The organism is Streptomyces sp. NPDC005496, from assembly GCF_042872045.1.
Classification (GTDB): domain Bacteria; phylum Actinomycetota; class Actinomycetes; order Streptomycetales; family Streptomycetaceae; genus Streptomyces.
The window spans coordinates 277,919-296,153 of the sequence record NZ_JBIAJQ010000008.1; the positions used below are offsets into that span (position 1 = coordinate 277,919).

Here is an 18,235-nt window from a genome sequence, read left to right on the forward strand (position 1 = left end):
GCTCCTCGGGAAACGAGACCGCCGCCCGGCCCCGGGAAACGGGACGGCGGGCGGCGGTGACGAACGAGAGCCTGGTCAGACGTTGACGCCGAAGTCGGAGGCGATGCCGGACAGACCGGACGCATAACCCTGCCCGACCGCGCGGAACTTCCAGTCGGAGCCGTGCCGGTAAAGCTCCCCGAAGACCATCGCGGTCTCGGTGGAGGCGTCCTCGGACAGGTCGTAGCGCGCGAGTTCCTGACCGCCCGCCTGGTTCACGACCCGGATGAACGCGTTGCGGATCTGGCCGAAGCTCTGCCCGCGGCTGTCCGCGTCGTGGATCGAGACCGGGAACACGATCTTGTCGACGTCGGCGGGTACGGCGGCGAGGTTCACCTTGATGGACTCGTCGTCGCCCTCGCCCTCACCGGTGAGGTTGTCACCGGTGTGCTCGACCGAACCGTCGGGGCTCTTCAGGTTGTTGTAGAAGACGAAGTGCTGGTCGGAGAGGACCTTGCCCGAGGCGTCCACCAGCAGCGCGGAGGCGTCGAGGTCAAAGTCTGCTCCCGTGGTGGTCCGCACGTCCCAGCCCAGGCCCACGAGGACCGCGGTCAGACCGGGCGCCTCCTTGCTGAGCGAGACGTTGCCACCTTTGGACAGGGAAACTCCCACGCTGTTCTCCTCCGCGATACGGCCGTTTCGGGCACCCGCACCGGATGAGCGGACCCCCCACGACGAAACCTACAACACCGAGGAAAAATCGGTGCGGTTCGGGATCGGCCACCTCAAGAAGCCAGACACGCAGTTCAGATGCGGGTGGGCAGGCCGAACCGCCGTACGTGCGCGGGGTCGTGGAAGGCGGTGACGGCGGCGACGGCCGGACCGCGCAGGGTGAGGACCTGGACGGAGAAGGCGTCCCCGGAGTGGTAGACGGCGAACCCGGGCTGCCCGTTGGCCCGCACCGGCACCAACCGGGCATCTTTGCCGCGCAGTTTGGCGGCGAGCAGCGCGGCCACGCTGTCACGGCCGGAGAACCAGGACGGGTTGGGCGGCATCTGCCAGACCGCGTCCTCGGTCAGCAGCCGGGTCAGTGCCGCGACGTCGGCGCGCTCGAAGGCGTCGACGTAACGGTCGAGCAGTTCGCGCCGGTCCCGCTCGGGAGGCTCGGTGATCTCGTCGATGGCCGGCTCCAGCCGGTCGAGGCGGGCCCGGGCGCGCTGGAGGGCGCTGTGCACCGCCGCCGGGGTGATCGCGAGGACCTCGGCGGTCTCCTCGGCGGACCAGGAGAGCACGTCCCGCAGGATCAGCACCGTGCGCTGCCGCGCCGGCAGATGCTGCAGGGCGGCGATCAGGGCCAGCCGCAGTCCGGTGCGCCCGGCCACGACGGCCGCCGGATCGGCCAGCTCGTCGGGAAGGGGCTCCAGCCACGGGATCTCCGGTCTGCGCGGATCCAGCGCCGTCGGGTCGGTGGCCGGGCCGCCGAGACCGGCGGGCAGCACCCGGCGGCTGCCGTGGCGCAGCGCGTTGAGGCAGGCGTTGGTGGCGATCCGGTAGAGCCAGGTACGCAGCGACGCACGCCCCTGGAAGTCCTCGTACGACCGCCAGGCCCGCAGATATGTCTCCTGCACCAGGTCCTCCGCGTCCTGCGCCGAGCCCAGCATGCGGTAGCAGTGGGTCAGCAGTTCCCGCCGGAACGGCCCGGTCAGTCGGACGAACTCGTCGTGCGGCTGGTCTGTCGAGGTCACCCTGCACTCCTCCTTTTCTTGTACAGACACCCGGGGCCGCCCGAATTCATCGGGTGCGGCCCGGCCGATCCCGGCGGCGCCGCGGGTCGGTACGGGCATGAACAGAAAATGGGTACTGGGGCTCACTTCCGCGGCCTCGGTGATGGTGGCGCTCGACGCCACCGTGGTGACCACGGCACTGAGCCGGATCCGGCTGGATCTCGGCACCTCGATCGAGCAACTCGAATGGACGGTGAACGCCTACAGCCTGAGCTTCGCGGTCCTGCTGATGACCGGCGCGGTGCTTGGCGATCGCTTCGGGCGGCGGCTGGTCTTCATGACGGGACTGGCACTCTTCACGGCGGCCTCGGTCGCCTGCGCGCTCGCACCGGGCGTGGGCTGGCTGATCGCGGCACGCGCGGTGCAGGGCGCCGGTGCCGCCCTGGTCATGCCGCTGGCGATGGCCCTGCTCAGTGCCGCCTACCCGCCGCCGGAGCGGCCGAAGGCCCTGGGTCTCTTCGCCGGGCTGACCGGGCTCGCGGTGGTCGCGGGGCCGGTCGTGGGCGGCGCGGTCACCCAGGGACTCGCCTGGCAGTGGATCTTCTGGCTCAACCTGCCCATCGGCCTGGCCGTCGTCCCGCTCGTGCTTCGGCGGGTCCCGGAGAGCCGGGGCGGGGCGGCGGCGGTGGACACGGGCGGTCTGGTGCTGGTCACCGGTGCCGCGCTCGGGCTGGTGTGGGGGCTCGTCCGCTCGCACGGCGCGGGGTGGGCGAGCGCCGAGGTGACCGGAGCGCTGGCCGCGGGCGTGCTCTGCGCGGTCGCCTTCGTGGCCTGGCAGCGGGCCGCCCGGCACCCGATGGTGCCCCTGGCGCTGTTCCGGCTCCCCGGCTTCGCCGCGGGCAACGCCGCCGGGGTGTTCCTCTACGCCTCGTTGTACGGATCCCTGTTCTTCACGGCGCAGTACTTCCAGACCGGCCGCGGGGACACGCCGCTCGGCGCCGGACTGCATCTGCTGGCGTGGACCGGGGCGGTCACGGTCGTGGCACCGCTGGCGGGCAGGCTGACGCAGCGGATCGGCGCGCGTCCACCGGCCGCACTCGGGCTGGCACTCCAGGCGGCCGGGATGGGATGGCTCGCGCTCGTCTGCACCCCCTCCGTGCCGTACGAGCAGCTCATCGCCCCGATGCTCGTCGCCGGGACGGGCGTGAGCATGGCGATGCCGGCCGCCCAGACCGCCGTACTGAACGCCGTCCAGCCGGAGCAGATCGGCAAGGCCTCCGGGGTGTTCAACACCGGCCGTCAACTGGGCGGGGTCTTCGGAGTGGCCGTCCTGGCGCTGGTGTTCAGCAAGGCCGGCGGCTACGCGGACACCGCCGCCTTCACCGACGGGTTCACGGCGGCGATCGCCGTCAGCGGCGCGCTGTCGCTCGCCGGAGCGCTGGCAGCGCTGTTCGTCCCCGGCCGCCGCCCCGCACCGGCACCCGCCACCCACGCACCGCCGGTGGTCACGTCACAGCGCTGACGGTGCTCCGGTCCGGCCGGCGGCCCCTGACCCGCCGGCCGGCCGCGTCGAGTGGTTGCGGCGGGTGCGGGCCGCGTGGAAGCGTTGATCATTGCTGGGTGCGTGCGGTGCGGAGCGAGGGTATCCGGGAAGGGTGAAGGCGGTGAGTCCCTCGGAGGGTGGCCGGGGGCCGTCCAGCGCTGGGAGTGCGACGGGGGCGGACGGCGCCCGGATCGCGCACGGTTGGCGGGAACAGAGGAGTGCCGGTGAGTGAACAGCGTCAGGACCGCGACTGGACGGCTATGACGCCGGGAGACTTCGACCGGGACGCCCCGCTGCGCCTGAGCGTCGGCACGGGGCCCACCGCCGTACCGGCCGAGCCCGACGAGTACGGCACCGAACCGCTGTTCGGCAACGAGACCCCGGCCCGGCGGACCGGCCCCCGCGCGCGCCGCCGGTCCGCGACCGCCGAGCAGGAACACCTCTTCTAACCGGACCGGACCGGACAGAACCGGACCGGCCGGGTAGAAAGGGTGCCGGCGCGGGCTTGGGCGCCGGAAGACCCCCGTGCCACGCCGTCACCCCCCGACGGCCAGGCGGAGTGCGGGATAGCAGGGGATGACGGCGTCGAGCCCGACGATGCGTATGACGCGCAGCACCGACTCCTGCGGGGCGGCCAGCCGGATCCAGCCCCCGGCCCCGACGGCGGCGCGATGAGCGGCGATCAGTACGTTGACGCCGGTGGAGTCCATGAACGTCACCCCGCTGAGGTCGACCACGATGCGCAAGGGCGCTTCGGAGTCGTGGGTGAGCAGGGCCCGGCGGAGGTGGTCACGGATGCTGTGGTCGATCTCCCCGTGCAGGGCGACGACCCGGACGTCGTCGAAGGCGGTGGTGCCGATCGACAACCGGCCGGGCCGCGCTGCTTCGTGAGCGTCTGTCACCGGTCCCTCGTTCGCACTTGCTGGTCGGCCCCATGAGCGACGGCGTGTGGGAAGAGGCTGCCCCGCCGGTGCCCGGAAATGCCTCCCGGCGAGCGATCGGAAGCCCGAGACGCATGAGCGGCCGAGGGCGGGGTAGGCGCGCGCGTGAACGGGGGAACGAAGGTGGAATTGGTGCAGTCAGTTTCCGGCGGTGAGGAAGGCGGCGACGGGGTGCCGGCTTCCGATCCGATGAAGACCGTCGTCGCGCTCGAGGGCGGCGGTGCCTGCATCGCCGAGGCCCGGCATCTGGCGGCGGGTTTCCTGACCCGGGTCCAGGCCGAGCACGGCCTGCTCGTGTCGGCGCGGGCGATGGACCTCACGCAGCTCGTGGTGAGCGAGCTGGTCACCAACGCCCGCAAGTACGCGCCCGGACCCGTGCTGCTCGAACTGCGCATCACCGGGGACGCGGTGGAGGTGACCGTGTGGGACAGCGATCCGCTGCTCCCCGTCGCCAAGGAAACCGACCCGGGCCGGATCGGACAGCACGGCCTGGAGATCGTCATGGCCGTCGCCCTGGGCTTCGAGGTCGAGCGGGAGCCCGTGGGCAAACGCATCACCGCCCGCCTGGCTCTGTCCGACTAGGGCGCAGGTGAGCCCGGCGTCCGGCCGAGACGACGGGGCCTTCCGCGTCCCGCGCGGGAAGGGGCATTTCCGGTCGTGGCGCGGACACGCGTCGGCCCTCCCGTGGGGAGGGCGCGGGAGGGACGGCGCGGGCCCGCCCGTACGACTGCGCACGGACGAGACCAGGCGGTTTCCGTCTCGCAGTGCGAGGATCACCGCCGGCTCAGCATCGCACCGGATCCGGCCACGCAACAGAGTCGTGACCGAAACCCGTCGTGCAAAAAGATCGTCGGTCGCCCCTCCCGCCGCGAGGTCCGGGCCCGCCGCTCCGGCGGGCCCGACCCGGGTCAGTGGAACGACCTCCGCGCGGTCCCGGGCGCAGTCACGCCCCGCTCCGACGGCCGATGAGGCGCGTGCGCAGCCTCTGCAGCGGCGGCATGAGGCCGTAGATGACGATGGGGACGGCGATGGTGGCCAGCACCAGCGTGCGCAGGACCATCGGTGCCCCGTCGAGCAGGCCGCGCAGCACCAGTTGGAGCACGGTGAGGGTGGGGAAGACGGCCAGCCAGATCATCAGGGCCATGTGGTGTCTGGGCGGTGGCCCGACGCGCGGGGCGGGACGGGTGGCGGAGTACTCGGTCATGTCGGTCGGTCCTCGCTGGGTGAAGGGAGACGTGGGGGAGAAGGGGTGGGCGTTCACAGGCCGTGCCGGCGGTCGCCGAGGACTGCTTCGGTGACCTGCCGCTCGATCTCCGGTGAGAAGGCGCGGTGTTCGGCCCATGGCTCGGCGGTGGCCCGCTCGTCCGCTGCGGGTTCGGCGGCGACGGAGGTCGCGTCATCGGGCTGACTCCGCCCGCCGGGGAACGGATTCGGCGCCTGCTGGACCTCGCGGAAGAGGGGGCCGGGTAGGGCACGGGCGTACGGGCGCTCCGTCGCCGCCAGGTGACGGGTCGGCGCCGACAGAAGGGCCGTACCGAGTGCGGCGAACGCCGTCAGGACGGCGTATGCGGTTGCTGTCATGGCGCCAGACTGCGATCCGGGTGGGCCCGCCGACCTGATTTGTTGCCGTTTCCGGGAAGAGGTTGCTGTTCCGGCGAACGGCGCGGTGCAATCGCCATGTGGAACACCCGCCCGCCGACGCCCTCCTGGCCGCACTCGGACCCCGGCTCAGACGCCTGCGTGTCCGGCGGGGCATGACGCTGGCCGGGCTGGCCGAGGGCACCGGCATCTCCCGAAGCACGCTGTCGCGCCTGGAGACCGGCGGACGCCGCCCCGACCTGGAACTCCTGCTTCCCCTCGCCCGGTTCCACCGGGTGCCACTCGACGAACTGGTCGGCACGCGTGAGCCCGCCGAGCCGCTGACGGCGCTCGACCCACGCCGGGTCGGCCGCCGTACGGCACTCCCGCTGACCAGCCGGCCCGGCGCCCCGGCGGCCTGGAAGGTGATCATCCCGATGACCCTGAACGAGCCGGACCTGCGCGTCCACGCGGGGCACGTGTGGCTGCACGTCCTCTCCGGACGGCTGCGTCTCGTCCTGGGCTCCGAAGACCTCGTGCTCGCCTCGGGAGCGACGGCGCACTTCGACACGCGGATGCCGCACTGGTTCGGCAGCACCGGCCGGCGACCCGTCGAGCTCCTCAGCCTGTCCGGCCACCGGGACGAGCACGTACGCGCACGCGCCGGGCGTCGCTGACGTGCTCGGGACGAGTATGCGCCGGGCACCGCCGTCCGGACCTGCTCAGCGCGGGGTCAGCGGTCCGGCGACTGCCTCGGCCTCCGAGCGCAGCATGGGCCGCAGCCGTTCCGTGAAGACGGGGACGTACGGCCACATGACCGTCTGCCGGGCCCGTGTCGCGGGCGTGGCCGCCCACACGACACCGTTCCGGTCGGTGAAGTGGGGCCAGAGCGAGGCGTGGCCGCGCATCATGTCGGTCCGCAGACGCTCGATCAGATCCGCGGGGAGCGAGGTGATCCTCGGCGGCGGTGGCGTCCAGCCCGGCAGCGGCCCCCGGAAACCCACACCGTGACGGCGTCGCAGCAGGACGATCTCGATCACCGCCGTGACGGTGACCCCGACAGGACCGGCGAACAGGGCCACGTAGTAGGCCCGGGTCGGATCGGTGAAGGTGAAGACGTAGTCGATGAGCAGGGCGTGACCCACGGCGGTGAGCCAGACGAGCGGGACGCTGGTGAGTGGCCGTACGAGGGGATGGCCGCCCACGGCGAACGCGTTGCGCTGGATCAGGTAGAGCACGGAGCCGAAGAACACCACCAGCCAGGGACCGAACACCAGCGTGAGGGACAGCGTGGTCGTGGACCGCGGGTTGTAGTTGGCTCCGCCGTGACTGGCCCAGTACACGAAGAGGCCGCAGAACGCAGCGGTGATCAGCGCGGTCACCAGGGGCCTGGTGACCAGCCGGACGACGGTCCGCCGGGTGCCGGGGCGGGCCAGGGCGACGAGCGGACCGCAGGCCAGGAGCAGCGACACCGGTCCGGTGGCGAGCATCAGGAGACTGTCGCCGAACGCCTCTTCGAACAGGTCGTTCCCGCCTGTCCCGGTCACCAGCCGGATCAGGATCATGAGGGCGCCGAGGCCCATCAACGCGCGTGGCAGCAGCAGTCGTTCGATGAGCGGATCGGCGGCCTGTCCGGCCACCGTCGTGGCGACCGGCTGTCCGTACCGCCCCGGCACGACGCCGGGCCCGGCCAGCCCCACGACGTCGGCCGCCGAGAACCGGAACACGCGGAAGGGCCCGTAGACGCGCCGGGCCAGTCGCCAGGGGAGGAAGACGTCGAGTACCCAGGCGCCTGGCCGTTCGGGCCGCGCCGCCACGGCAGGACGGTAGGGCGGCCTGTCGTAGGCGTCGACGGCGGTCATGGTCTCTCTCCCCCGATCGGGACCCGGAACGCCGTCATGATGACATGGCAACATCAACTCGGACCTGCGATTTTCGCGCGCTCGCCTTCCGCCCCAACTCCCCGGCCGCACAGGCTCCGAGAGGCGGAACGGGGAGCCGCCCGGCCGTGACGCGGGCGCGGGCGCGGGCAGAAGCGTCTACCGCTTCTGTGCCCGGTACCGCTTGAGGAGCGCGGTGATCCGCTCGTTGTCCGCCCGCCCGTTGAGTTCCGTCAGGAGGTCGTCCGGGCAGAGCTCGTAGTGATCGCCCCACCACCGGCGTCCCCGGTTGTCCCAGATGCGGTAACCGCCCGGCACACCCCGCGCGACATAACGCCGTCCGCTCACCGGTCCCCGACCTCCCGCACCACGCTCGCCCTCCATCGCCCTCGGCGCCGAACGACCCTACGTGCGGGGCGGGCGCTGGGCGAGGTGATAATCCGGGGCCGGGCCTGGGGAGGACAGTCGCCCGCGAGCCCCCACCCGTTCGACGGCGAAGATCGGCATCGCCGTTACCGCACGTTCCACCTCGTCGTTCTAGTAGCGCGCTACCGACCTACGGAGCGTCTTCCGCACGGAACAGAGGTGCGTCCAGGTGAGCGGGTGGGTCACTGTGGGTCTCGGAGTCGCCGCCTTGTGTCCGCTGCCCGGTGTCACCGGCACGGCCGCCGCCGTCGACATCGACCACACCGCCGGGCACGGCCATATCGTGGTCTGCGCCCCGGACGCGTGGGTCGAGATCGGAGCCGGTCCACCGGCCGACCCCGTGACGCCGCCGACCCCACCCCCCTCCCCGCCTCCGGCACACACCGCGCCACCGAAAGAGCTGCCCCCGCGGCCCGCCGCTCCGGAACCACCGGTACGCCACCGCTCACCGATTCCAGCGGCCGCACCCGGCGCCACCGCGCCGGAGACACCCGCGCCCGCCCCCGCGCCACCGCCGGTCCAGCGCGTCCGGCCGGCCAGACCGGCCCCGCCGGGAGCGGCCCCCTTCCACTGGGTGCCGCGCCGCCACTACACCGGCGGAACACGGCGCCCAGTCCCCGTAGGCATGTCGACGGTCATGACCACGACCGCCGTCACCACACCGGCCGTCCTGGCCGCCGCCGCCCTGCGCCCCGGTTCCCGGCGCCGCAGCCGCGGCTGACCGCCCTCCACCCCCTCACCCGTAGTCCTGGAGTTCTCCCGTGCCGGAATGGTTGATCTACACCCTGGCCTCCGTCGTGGTCTGCGCCCTGGTCGTCTCGGTCACCGTGATGCGCCACCGCCGCCTCGCCGACGAGGACACGACCCAGACACCCGACGTCCTGGAATACATGGTGATGATGGTGGGCGTCGTCTACGCCATCGTCCTGGGCCTGGCCATCGCCGGCGTCTGGGAGGCCCGCAGCGCCGCCGAGGACACCGTCCAGCGCGAGGCCCAGGCCCTCTACGAGATCGACCAGCGCCTGGACGTCTACCCCGCCGCCTTCCGCAGCCGGGTGGGCGACCACATCGACACCTACGCCCGCCACGCCGTCACGGCGGAGTGGCCGGCCATCCAGAACGACGAGGAGCCCGGAGCCGAGGGCGCCCGGCTGATGAGCCGCATCCGGGCCGACATCGCCCGCCACACGCCCGCCGACGAACTCCAGGCGCAGGCCTACCAGCCCCTGCTGGACCAGGTGGCCGCCGCCGACGACGCCCGGCACCAGCGCCTCGACAGCGCCGGCACCACCCTTCCCGGCGTGGTCTGGTTCGGCCTCCTCGCCGGGGGAGCCGTCACCCTCGGCCTGCTCTACACCCTCCAGATCCGCCACTCGCCGCGGGAACTGCTGCTGGCGACCACCTTCAGCGCCCTGGTGGTCCTGCTGCTGTTCATGGTGTGGAGCTTCGACGCCCCCTTCGGCCACTCCGGAGCGGACTCCGCCCAGCCCTTGCGGGAGTTGTACGCCACGAGTGCCTGAAGTCCGTCGCCGGCGTCAGGAGTGCAGCAGGCTCCTGAGGTCGGTGACCCGGTAGCCGCGGGACTGGACGGCGTCGATGATCCGGGGGAGGGCCTGCACGTCCAGGGGTGCTCCGCGGCCGTCGGACGTACCGACGTGCATCTGCACGATCTCGCCCGGTGACAGCCCGTCCAGGACCCGGTCGACGACCTTCTGGACCGTCATCCCGCGCGCCGTGCCGAGGTAACCGTTGGTGTCGACGGTGAACTCGATGTCGGCGTACCCGAGCGCGTTGACGTCGGAGATGCCCCGAGGCGTGGTGGCGCTGTACGGGAACCTGAAGAACGGCAGCGGCTCCGCGCCGCTCGCCCGCCGGATCGCCCGGTCGGCCCGCAGTACCTCCTCGGACACCTGACGGCTCGTCAAGTCGTCGAACCGGGGATGACCGTAGGAGTGGTTGCCGACGCCGTGCTCGGCCGCGATCGTCCGCGCCGCGCCGGGATGACGCTCGGCGAACCGCCCTGTCAGGAAGAACGTGGCGGGAACCGCACGCCGGCGCAGCTCGGCCAGGGCGGTGTCGATCCCGGCGTCGTCCCAGGCGGCGTTGAAGGTGAGGGCGACCATTCGGCGGGTGGTGGGGATGCGCCGGACCTCCGCGCCGAGGAGCCTCTTGGGTGGCCGTGGCCGCGCGGTCGGACCGGGTGTAGGTGCGGGCGGCGAGGCTGGGGCCAGCTGCCCTCGCGAGCGGGGGTCGGCTGCCGACCCCGTCCGCGCGGCGTCGGACGATCCGGCCGACGCGGGCCTGCTCGTCGGCGCCACGCTCGCGGCCGCCGCCACGCCCGGGCGGGGGAGGAGCAACGGCGGGGTCAGCACGGCGGCCGTAGCAAGGATCAAGGGCACGGCGCGACGCACGACGGTGCGTACAGGTCGAGGAGTCATGATCAGTCAACGGCGGCCTGGGGGAGCGGTCACGCTTGTCCTCGGTCACCGAGCTGTTGGAAGAGCTCGCCACCCGCGAGCCCGTGGAGGCCGACCTGGAGCGGGCCGCGGGTCGCCGAGGATACGCCGTTCACCGCGGTGCACACGTACCTGACGCGGCGGGCACTGGACGACGTGAGACCTTGGGCTCCTGGGTAGGGATGGCAGCGAAGGGCCAAAGATGTCCGGGCCCCGGCGTAGTCAGGCGACACCGAGGCCAGCGAGGATGTGGACGTCTTCGGGCCGGGCGTCACTCGCGTTCCGGTCTCTTGCTGTTGGATCGGAGCGACACCATGGCTTGGGTAGTAGGAACGGGCGCGTTGTTGGGGCTGCTGGCGATCGCGTCGGGAATCGTCACCCTCCAGAAAGGGTGGATCCCGCCCATGGCGCGCCGCCACGTCACCAGGCCCCAACTACATGGATTCGGTGCCGTGTTCACGGGCACCTCCGTCCTTCTGAAGGGTGGCGGTGGCTTCGCCGCGGGAACGAGAGTCCTACGTCAGGTCCCTTCGGGCTTGCGCGGCCATGACGCAGTCGTGCGGGCCGATGCAACCGTCCGCCGGGCTTCTGATTGCAGCCTCGAGCTGGATGCTGCCGACGCGAGGCCACAACATGAAGAGTCACAAGGCCGATGGGGTTTGGCTGCTCGACCGCAGAAGCAGCCGACCGATGTTGGTGGGGCCCAGGAACCGTCAGGCTGTCGTCACGAGCGCCGCGTCGGCCGGGTCCGACGGCGTGATCTTGTCCACGGGCCGGCCCTCCCGGGGAATGCTTGGACCCGCGGCCTCTGATCAAGGTTGGGTGGTGGCTCACGCACAGTGGGCTCGGATCGGTGCCGCCACTCGCCGATCGAACACTGCGGCGGTAGGCCGGGGCTGAAACCAGCCCCGAGTTCCGTGACGGTCAGCCAGCACAACCGTCACGAAACTCGGGGGCCAGGGGGCTCTAGGGGCGCTGCCTCAGACGGTCGACGATCGCCCATTCCACCGTGTGCGACAGCTGGACATATGTCCTGCCGGAAGCGGTGGACCCCTCACTGAGGAAGCCCAGGAATTCATAGGATTCCGCATCAAAGATGAGGTAGCTGCCCTTCTGGGAACCCTCCCCGGTGTAAGCGATCCCCACTCCCGTGCGACCGGCAGAGTCCTTCACTCCCGGAATCGCTTTGACCCCGGGCACCAGGGCCAGCGCCTCGTAAGCGGCGGGGCGCAGTCCCTCGGGCAGCACCGGCCATTTCAGGAGCTCGCCGAGCATGAAGTAGGCGTGGAACCAGTCGAAGCCGGCGAGGTCGTCGATCGACCGGTCGGTCGTGCCGCGGGCGGAGACGAGGGCCGGAACGAGCTTCTTCGGATCGGTCGGGAGCTTCTTGAGCTTGCTCCACTCCCGGGGAGGCCACACGAAGCTGCCCTCCTCCATGGGCTCCTCCCAGATCACGTTGCCGCGCTCCATGGTCAGGGAGCGCTTGGAGCCGTCCACCGAGTCCCAGTTCACGTCCACAAAGGTCTTGACCTTGCCGGTCTTCCGGTCCGTCTCCTTGATGATTCGCTTCGAATAGATGAACTGGTCGTCGCGCGGCGCTACGGCCGTCTCCTGATTGCCCGCGTACACAGCCGCCCCGTTCAGCACCTTCGCAGCGGCGGCGTTCTCCATCTGCGGGGCGACCGTGCCCGCGCGATCCAGGCCTTCGCCTTCGCTGGTGATAAGCACCGCCGTCCCGGTGATCGCCATGGCGACCATCCCGGCCGTCGCGAGGCGCAGCGCGCGGCGACGGCTGAGACCGGTGTCGGAGTGCCGCTCCGTGCGCGCCATCGTGTTGAGCAGTCGGTACCGGGCCTGTGCCCGGGCCGGTTCGGTGAGCGGGCCGGCGTCAGTGTCCCAGTCCCGCAGAAGTTCGAGTTCGTCACTCATGGCCGGATGCCTCTCGCAGTGTCGTCGGATCGGATCCGCCCAACGCTTCGCGTAGCTTGCTGCGAGCCCGATGCAGCCGTGATCTGACCGTGCCGATGGGGACACCGAGGGCCTGGGCCACCTCCTCGTAGCCGAGGCCGCCCCACGCCACCAGCAGCAGCACGTCCCGGTGCCGAGCGGGCAGCGCGGCCAGTGCCGCCGCCAGCTCGCGGCGTACGGCCCGTGCCCTCACCGTGGCCGCGACACGATCGGCCAGCGGCTCCTCGTGGTCGGCGGGAGCCGGGATGCGCGCCAGGGCCTTGAAGCGGCGGGCCTCGGCCCGCCGGTGCCGGCTGACCAGGTTGGTCGCAATGCCGAGCAGCCAGGGCCTGGCGCCGTCGCCGGTGACCCGCGCGGGGTCGTACCGGTGCCGCTGCTGGAAAGCAGTGGTGAAGGTCTCTGCCACGAGGTCGTCGGCCGACTCGCCGCCGAGCCTACGGGCCAGATGACGGTGTACCGCATCCGCGTGCCGGTCGAAGAGCACGGCGAATGCCTCGGGCTCATCCCGGGACCGCGCAATGACCGAGGCATCGCTGTCCACCCCCGTGCGGACGCCTGGTTCGACGGTCATCGGGGCTCCTCTCGTTCTGGGGAACGCTTCGAAGGCTTGGGCTTTCATCTCTACTTCGCCCGTCGCCCCCGATGAGTTCCCTCGGCGTCCGGCCGCCGGTCATGCGAGCGTGCGCTCCACGACCCAGCGGAAGGTGCCAAGGCCGATGCCCAGAGGCAGACCTCACCGCCGGCGCGGCCATGTGCGCCCTCACTGCCGATGTCGGTGCGCGTTTCCCACTGGGCACGTTCGCTGCCGCACACGACCGCGTGGACGCCGAGGGCGGGGCAGCATCCTGATCGACATATCCGGGTGACGAGCAGGCCGCGGAAGGCCCGAGGGCGGTCGTCGCGGCGGGTCGGCTCAGGCGGTGATCGAGCGGTCCAACTCCCGCGCCCGCGCCTCCAGCGCGTGGGCGACAGCCGGCACGGGCCGAGGACCGCCGACGTGTACGCCACGCCGGTCATCCTCGTCGCCCGTGACGGGAGCCGCGCCGGGCACCTCCACCTCGATTCCCGCGCGCCGGGCGAGGGCCAGTGCGATCGCCACGAACCCCTCGGAGAGGGCGAGGGTCACGGAGTTGCTCGTCCCGCAGTGCCGGCTGACCAAGGCGCGGGTGAACTCCCCGTACGCCGCGGGATCGACCTCAAGGGTGTCCGGGTCGCCCCAGTGCGCGCCCTGGCCGATTCCCGAGGGAAGCCCCAGCTCCGCCTCGAAGACCTGGAGCTGTCGCAGGAACAGGCGTCCGGAACCGGTCGACGGGTTCCACAACGTCTCGTCACCGGCGTCGAAATACATGCTCATGTCCGATTCCCCTGTTCTGCGACCTCGGCCAGGGTAGGAGACCGGACCGTCGAGGCACACGCGGGTAAGCCTGCGCCTCAAGTCGCGTCCACCTCGTCGGCGGTTGACATGCCTAGGGCCCCGTAGTGGACGACCGGGAACCACGACATGCTCGGACAGGGGAGCGCGACCTCGTCCCCTGGCCCGATGCCTTGCGAATCAAGCAGGTTGGCCTGGGAGGCGTAGTTCCTTGTCGGTCACCTTCGGACCGGGAGAGAGTGTGATCGCAACTCGCGCCCCCTGCGTCAGGTGACCAACTGGTAGATGCTCACGGCCATCAGCCACAGGCCGGCAAGCAGAGAGAGCGTGATGATCAGCTGCTCTTGGTGCCGGCCCAGCCAGTTCCGCAGTGCGTTCAGCCGGCTGTTCGCGGCCGCAGGTGCCCAGACCGCGTACATCTCCATGACGATGAGGCTCAGGGTGGCCAGCAGGCAGTAGCCCGTCAGTGCGAGCCAGTCGCCGGCAGTGGAGAGGTTCGCCTTCAGGGCCGTCGCGGCACCGGCGCCAACCAAGCCCCAAGGCTGCAGCAGCCACGCCACACCGGCTGCCGTGACCCAGGAGGCGTTGTCGATCCGGGCGGCCCAGCGCGGTGGGCCGTGCGGGCGGGGCGGCCTGCGCCGCCGGTGCGCGCCGTACAGCACAAGGCCCAGACCGATGGCGAGTTTCGCGGCGATCGCGGCAGTCGAAGGCGTGCTGTGGCGGGCCGGCGGCTGACCGCCCGTCAGCAGCACCACGACGGCGATCACGGCGACCAGGTTGGCCAGCCACGACAACAGGAAGGCCAGACCCAGACGAACGCCGCTCCGCGCGGAAAGCAGAAGGATGAAGGTGCTGTTGTGCAAAGGCCCCAGACTGATGGCCGTACCGATCACCACCAGGTCGAGGACCATCGGACCAGCCGCTCCTGAGCGTCAGGGCCGTCCGTCACCCATGATCAGGGAACGGTCGGCAGACGGATGCGGCGCTTCCACCGTGCCGCATGCCCGACTTTGCTGGTGGCCGACCGGCGGGTCAAGCAGGCCACGCCCACGCAGGCGTACGCGTCGGTTTGGGAACGTTCGCGAAGTTTTCGCAAGCGTGGCATCCGAGTGGTGACCCCGGTCCTTGGGGCCAGTGAGGTCACCGGCTGCGACAGGGGCCACCCGGGCTTCATGCCGCGTCCCGCGAATTCGCGCGTGCACGAGCCTTGACGCTCTCAGAGCAACGGATCTAGCTTCGACACGATTTAAACGATTCAAAACCGCAGGCCCTTAGGGGGTCTCCTCGTGCTGCCCTCCGGGAAGTGAACCAGAACATGAACGACCACTCCGCCACTCACCCGAGCCCCGGGTTTCGCCGCCGTACGCTGCTGGGTGCCGCCGTTGCCACGGCAGCCGCAGGGGCCCTCGACTGGGGGACGCCCGCCGTCGCGGCGGCCGACGCGTCCGCGGACGCGGTCATTGAACGTTTCAATGCCGACTTCTTCGCCCGGCCGGGGCGGGCCGTGGCACCGAAGTTCCGCTGGTGGTGGCCGGACGGGCTGGTCCAACCGGACGAGATCCGGCGGGAGATCGACCAGATCGCCGACGCCGGGTTCGGCGGTGCGGAGATCGCCGCCGTGCACCACAGCGTCAGCGACACCTCGGTGCTGGACACCGAGCGGCACGGCTGGGGCGGCGCCGCCTGGGTCGCCGGTGTGGAGGCCGCACTGAGCCAGGCGGCCCGACGTGGCATCACCGTGGACCTCACCATCGGCCCGAGCTGGCCCGCCGCGGTGCCCGGCATCACCCCCGACAGCGACGCGGCCGTCAAGGAACTCGCCTACGGCACGGTCACGCTGGCCCCCGGCGGCAGCCACTCGGGACCCGTGCCGGCCCCCGTGTACACGGCGGAGGCAGGCGTGACCAAGCAGGAACTGCTGCTGGTGCAGGCGGCACGGGTCGACACCGCCAACTCCACCCGCAAGGAGACCGGCCTTGCCCAGGACTCGGTACGAGACCTCACTCCAGCCGTCAAGGACGGCACCCTCGACTGGACCGCGCCGGTCGACGGCACCTACGTCCTCATCTCGTACTGGGTACGCGGGTCGGGCCAGACCCCCGAGGCCGGCCCGCACACCGCTCCCGCGGCCTACGTGGTGGACCACTTCAGCGCGGCCGGCACGCGCGCGGTGACCGACTTCTGGGAAGCCCACATCCTCACGCCCGCCGTCCGCCGGCTCCTGAAGGTCTCCGGCGGGGCCCTGTTCGAGGACTCCATCGAGCTGGAGACCGACGGTCTTCAGTGGACGCCGGGACTGCCTGAGGCCTTCGAGAAGCACACGGGACGCTCCCTGCTGCCCCTCCTGCCGGCTGTCGTCCTCGGCAACAGCAACCAGGTCTTCGCCTTCGAGGCCACTGCCACCCGGCAGATCAGGCACGACTTCTGGGAGACCGTCAGCACCCTCTACAACCAGCACCACGTCACGGCACTACGCACCTGGGCCCACGGCCTCGGCCTGGAACTGCGCGCGCAGCCGTACGGCCTGCAGACCGACTCCATCGCCTCCGCCGCGCTCCTGGACATCCCCGAGGGGGAGTCCCTGGGCTTCAAGAACCTGGACGACTACCGGTGTCTGGCAGGCGGCCGTGACATGGCCGGCCACACCGTGCTGTCGTGCGAGGCGGGTGCCTACGCGGGAGGGGCATACAGCACCACCTGGCAGAAGTTCCTGCGCACCATGGGCGGCGCCTACGCCGCCGGAGTCAACCAGACGGTCGTCCACGGCTTCTCCTACGCCGAGCTGCCGGGCGTCGACTGGCCGGGCTACGCGGCCTTCACCCCGTACAAGGGGACCGCCGGCTACGGCGAGTCATGGGGCCCCCGGCATGCGACCTGGAAGCACGTCCCGGACATCGCGGGCTGCCTCAGCCGCGTCCACCGGGTGCTGCAGACCGGCCGGGCGCGGGCGGACGTGGCGGTCTTCCGGCAGACCGGCTACTCGGCGACGGGCATCGGCGCCTCCTGGTTCACCGCGAGCGGCATCACCTCCGGCTGGACCCACCAGTTCCTCAGCGGGCCACTGCTCGATCTGCCCTCCGCCACCGTGCGCCGCGGCCGGCTCGCCCCCGACGGCCCCGCGTACAAGGCGCTGTTCGTCGAGGGGGACTTCTTCTACGGCTCCAGCATCACGCTGGCCCTCTCCGACGCGCGCGCCCTGCTCCGGCTCACCCGGGCCGGCCTGCCCATCGTGCTCCTCGGAGCCTGGGACACCGTCGTGCCGTCCGGCGTGCCCGACAGCGGGGAGACCGACGAACTGCGGTCCGTCGTCGCGAGTTTGCTCGCCGAGCCACTGGTCAGGCGGGTCGGCGACAAGACGGCGGTGCCGGCCGCGCTCGCCGAGCTGGGGGTGCGGCCCGACGTGCGGTACGCGACCTCCTCCACGTTGCTGAACTTCCACCGGGTGGCCGACGGGGTGGACTACTACTACCTCTGCAACGGCAAGCACGCCGAGACCGTCAAGCCGCCCGTGGCCGCCATCGATCACGAGGTGACCCTGTCCCGCACCAGCGGAGACGGGGTGCCGTACCTCCTCGACCCGTGGTCCGGGCGGGTCGAGCGGATCGCCCGCTACACCGAGGACGAGGACACGGTCACCGTGCGCGTCGCCCTCCAGCCGGCGCAGATGCAGATCGTGGCCATCGGCAGGCCCGGCCTGTTCGGGGACCGCCACGGCAACCGCCCGCACGCCGTCGACAGCGAGGCGGAGCGGGTGCGCTTCACCGAGGACGGCCTGACCGTCCGTGCCTCGCAGTCGGGCACCTACCGCACGGTCCTGTCCCAGGGGCGCACCGTCCGCACGACCCTGAAGGACGTCCCGGCGGTCACCGAACTGACGGCGTGGCAGCTGCACGTCGAGGACTGGCGGCCCGGCCCCACGGCCACCCGCACCACGGTCGTCGAACACGACCTCGACCTGGACGCCCTGCTGCCCTGGTCGCAGATCCCCGCACTCGCCGACGTCTCGGGCATCGGCCGCTACCGCACCACGGTCACCCTCGGCGAGGGCTGGAGCGGCGGCCACGGCGCGTACCTCCAGCTCGGCACGGTCACCGACACGTGCCGCGTCACCGTCAACGGACACCGCCTGGACCCGGTCGACCAGATCCGCCCGGTGGTGGACCTCGGCGGGCTGCTGCGGCAAGGCCGCAACGTCATCGAGGTGGAGGTCGCCACACCACTCGCCAACCGGCTGCGGGTCAGCGACCCGGCGGTCTACGGGGGCCTGGCGCGCGCGGCGTACGGGCTGGTGGGGCCGGTGCGCCTGGTGCCCTACGGAGAGGCCCGGATCGGCTGAGCCGGCGGGCGGTACGGCGTGCGGTCCCGGAC

Annotated in this window: 18 protein-coding genes; 6 read left to right on the forward strand and 12 right to left on the reverse strand. The window is 71.5% G+C overall.

All coding sequences use genetic code 11. The features are described 5' to 3' along the window. Positions 1-75 precede the first annotated feature (75 nt). Complete coding sequence (locus ACFYQQ_RS25335; RefSeq protein WP_355793321.1) at positions 76-651, reverse strand: TerD family protein; 576 nt, start codon at positions 649-651, stop codon at positions 76-78. Between the two features lie 134 nt (positions 652-785). Beyond that, the gene (locus ACFYQQ_RS25340) at positions 786-1,823 is read right to left on the reverse strand and encodes a sigma-70 family RNA polymerase sigma factor (protein WP_355793323.1); all 1,038 of its coding nucleotides are present in this window, start codon (positions 1,821-1,823) and stop codon (positions 786-788) included. On the opposite strand from ACFYQQ_RS25340, the gene ACFYQQ_RS25345 reads away from it, so the two are divergent. Next, a complete protein-coding gene (locus ACFYQQ_RS25345) occupies positions 1,822-3,225 on the forward strand; it encodes a DHA2 family efflux MFS transporter permease subunit (protein WP_388905192.1) in 1,404 nt (467 codons plus the stop codon). The two genes, ACFYQQ_RS25340 and ACFYQQ_RS25345, sit on opposite strands and share 2 nt — an antisense overlap. A 281-nt stretch (positions 3,226-3,506) precedes the next feature. Further along, positions 3,507-3,695, forward strand: coding sequence for a hypothetical protein (locus ACFYQQ_RS25350; RefSeq protein ID WP_356172352.1), 189 nt, complete (start codon positions 3,507-3,509; stop codon positions 3,693-3,695). An 87-nt stretch (positions 3,696-3,782) separates the two neighbouring features. Here ACFYQQ_RS25350 and ACFYQQ_RS25355 read toward each other — a convergent pair whose 3' ends face one another. Then, complete coding sequence (locus ACFYQQ_RS25355; protein ID WP_355787184.1) at positions 3,783-4,148, reverse strand: STAS domain-containing protein; 366 nt, start codon at positions 4,146-4,148, stop codon at positions 3,783-3,785. 228 nt (positions 4,149-4,376) lie between these two features. On the opposite strand from ACFYQQ_RS25355, the gene ACFYQQ_RS25360 reads away from it, so the two are divergent. After that, complete coding sequence (locus tag ACFYQQ_RS25360) at positions 4,377-4,769, forward strand: ATP-binding protein (protein WP_355787191.1); 393 nt, start codon at positions 4,377-4,379, stop codon at positions 4,767-4,769. A gap of 361 nt (positions 4,770-5,130) precedes the next feature. On the opposite strand, the gene ACFYQQ_RS25365 is transcribed toward ACFYQQ_RS25360, so the two are convergent. Together ACFYQQ_RS25365 and ACFYQQ_RS25370 are read right to left on the reverse strand one after the other, a co-directional pair. Then, a complete protein-coding gene (locus ACFYQQ_RS25365; RefSeq protein WP_355787181.1) occupies positions 5,131-5,391 on the reverse strand; it encodes a hypothetical protein in 261 nt (86 codons plus the stop codon). Between the two features lie 53 nt (positions 5,392-5,444). Continuing rightward, positions 5,445-5,768, reverse strand: a complete 324-nt coding sequence (locus tag ACFYQQ_RS25370; protein WP_355787179.1) for a hypothetical protein — start codon at positions 5,766-5,768, stop codon at positions 5,445-5,447. A 98-nt stretch (positions 5,769-5,866) separates the two neighbouring features. Here ACFYQQ_RS25370 and ACFYQQ_RS25375 point away from each other — a divergent pair, with 98 nt between their 5' ends. Then, on the forward strand, positions 5,867-6,442 hold the full coding sequence (locus ACFYQQ_RS25375; protein WP_355787176.1) for an XRE family transcriptional regulator: 576 nt from the start codon (positions 5,867-5,869) through the stop codon (positions 6,440-6,442). A 45-nt stretch (positions 6,443-6,487) separates the two neighbouring features. Here ACFYQQ_RS25375 and ACFYQQ_RS25380 read toward each other — a convergent pair whose 3' ends face one another. Both ACFYQQ_RS25380 and ACFYQQ_RS25385 read right to left on the reverse strand, forming a co-directional pair. Next, positions 6,488-7,627: a hypothetical protein gene (locus ACFYQQ_RS25380; protein WP_355787173.1), complete on the reverse strand. Its 1,140-nt coding sequence runs from the start codon at positions 7,625-7,627 to the stop codon at positions 6,488-6,490. Positions 7,628-7,804: 177 nt separating this feature from the next. Next, positions 7,805-7,993 carry a hypothetical protein gene (locus ACFYQQ_RS25385; RefSeq protein ID WP_355787170.1) on the reverse strand — a complete coding sequence of 63 codons (189 nt, stop codon included), beginning with the start codon at positions 7,991-7,993 and terminating at the stop codon, positions 7,805-7,807. Positions 7,994-8,832: 839 nt separating this feature from the next. On the opposite strand from ACFYQQ_RS25385, the gene ACFYQQ_RS25390 reads away from it, so the two are divergent. After that, positions 8,833-9,591 (forward strand): hypothetical protein, encoded by a 759-nt coding sequence (locus ACFYQQ_RS25390; RefSeq protein WP_356172223.1) that lies wholly within the window; start codon positions 8,833-8,835, stop codon positions 9,589-9,591. Positions 9,592-9,606: 15 nt separating this feature from the next. On the opposite strand, the gene ACFYQQ_RS25395 is transcribed toward ACFYQQ_RS25390, so the two are convergent. The 5 genes from ACFYQQ_RS25395 to ACFYQQ_RS25415 all read right to left on the reverse strand — a co-directional run bounded on the left by ACFYQQ_RS25395 (position 9,607) and on the right by ACFYQQ_RS25415 (position 14,778). Beyond that, complete coding sequence (locus ACFYQQ_RS25395) at positions 9,607-10,302, reverse strand: polysaccharide deacetylase family protein (protein ID WP_388905308.1); 696 nt, start codon at positions 10,300-10,302, stop codon at positions 9,607-9,609. A gap of 1,191 nt (positions 10,303-11,493) precedes the next feature. Continuing rightward, the gene (locus tag ACFYQQ_RS25400; protein WP_388905196.1) at positions 11,494-12,456 is read right to left on the reverse strand and encodes a CU044_5270 family protein; all 963 of its coding nucleotides are present in this window, start codon (positions 12,454-12,456) and stop codon (positions 11,494-11,496) included. Further along, on the reverse strand, positions 12,449-13,066 hold the full coding sequence (locus ACFYQQ_RS25405) for an RNA polymerase sigma factor (protein WP_356240032.1): 618 nt from the start codon (positions 13,064-13,066) through the stop codon (positions 12,449-12,451). Before ACFYQQ_RS25405 ends, ACFYQQ_RS25400 begins: the two co-directional genes overlap by 8 nt. A gap of 342 nt (positions 13,067-13,408) precedes the next feature. Further along, positions 13,409-13,849 (reverse strand): DUF6086 family protein, encoded by a 441-nt coding sequence (locus ACFYQQ_RS25410; protein ID WP_355793423.1) that lies wholly within the window; start codon positions 13,847-13,849, stop codon positions 13,409-13,411. A 284-nt stretch (positions 13,850-14,133) separates the two neighbouring features. Further along, the gene (locus tag ACFYQQ_RS25415; RefSeq protein WP_355793421.1) at positions 14,134-14,778 is read right to left on the reverse strand and encodes a GAP family protein; all 645 of its coding nucleotides are present in this window, start codon (positions 14,776-14,778) and stop codon (positions 14,134-14,136) included. A 404-nt stretch (positions 14,779-15,182) separates the two neighbouring features. Between ACFYQQ_RS25415 and ACFYQQ_RS25420 the strand changes: the two genes are divergently transcribed. Then, the gene (locus ACFYQQ_RS25420; protein ID WP_388905310.1) at positions 15,183-18,203 is read left to right on the forward strand and encodes a glycosyl hydrolase; all 3,021 of its coding nucleotides are present in this window, start codon (positions 15,183-15,185) and stop codon (positions 18,201-18,203) included. Positions 18,204-18,235: the final 32 nt, after the last annotated feature.